This window comes from uncultured Jannaschia sp., assembly GCF_947494025.1.
Lineage (GTDB): Bacteria > Pseudomonadota > Alphaproteobacteria > Rhodobacterales > Rhodobacteraceae > Jannaschia.
The window spans coordinates 1-670 of sequence record NZ_CANLTQ010000125.1 but is presented as its reverse complement, the minus strand read 5'-3'; the positions used below and the strand labels follow the sequence as shown (position 1 = coordinate 670).

At 71.6% G+C, this 670-nt stretch carries 1 protein-coding gene; it reads left to right on the top strand.

Features of this window, described 5'->3' with window-relative positions:
- Positions 1 to 70: 70 nt before the first annotated feature.
- On the top strand, positions 71 to 670 hold a 600-nt coding region (locus Q1B08_RS21610), incomplete at its 3' end, for a cytochrome c biogenesis protein CcdA (RefSeq protein ID WP_299823474.1).

Genomic DNA, 670 nt, shown 5'->3' with positions numbered 1-670 from the left:
GGATCGTCGTCCCGACGGCGGCCTACTTCGCCGCGATCGGCACCGCCTCGGCCTGGCGCAGGGCAGGGCGGTGACCGATCTCTCCACCCTCGGGCTGGTGGCGGCGCTGCTGGCGGGCGCGATCTCGTTCCTGTCGCCCTGCGTCCTGCCGCTGGTGCCCGGCTATGTCTCCTACGTCGCCGGGCGCACCGTCTCCGGCGGCGCGTCACCCTCGCAGGGGCGGGCGCTCGGGCTCAGCTTCTGCTTCGTCCTCGGCTTCTCCACCATCTTCATCCTGCTCGGCGCCTCCGCCACCGCGCTCGGCCAGGCCCTGCTGCGATGGCGCTTCGAGCTCAACCTGATCGGCGGCGGGATCGTGATCCTGTTCGGACTGTTCATGATTGGGGCTGCGCGTCTGTCGGCCATGGAGCGCGACCTGCGTTTCCACCTCGACCTGCCGGGCGGGCAGCCGGTCGCCTCCTATGTTCTCGGACTGGCCTTCGGTTTCGGCTGGACGCCCTGCATCGGCCCGATCCTGGGCGCGATTCTGACCGCCAGCGCGGCCAGCGCGACGGTCGGCGAGGGCACCCTGCTGCTCGCCATCTACTCGGCCGGCCTCGGGGTGCCGTTCCTGATCGTCGCGGCGTTCACCGACAGCGTCACCGGCAGGCTGCGCGGCATCGGCCGCTGG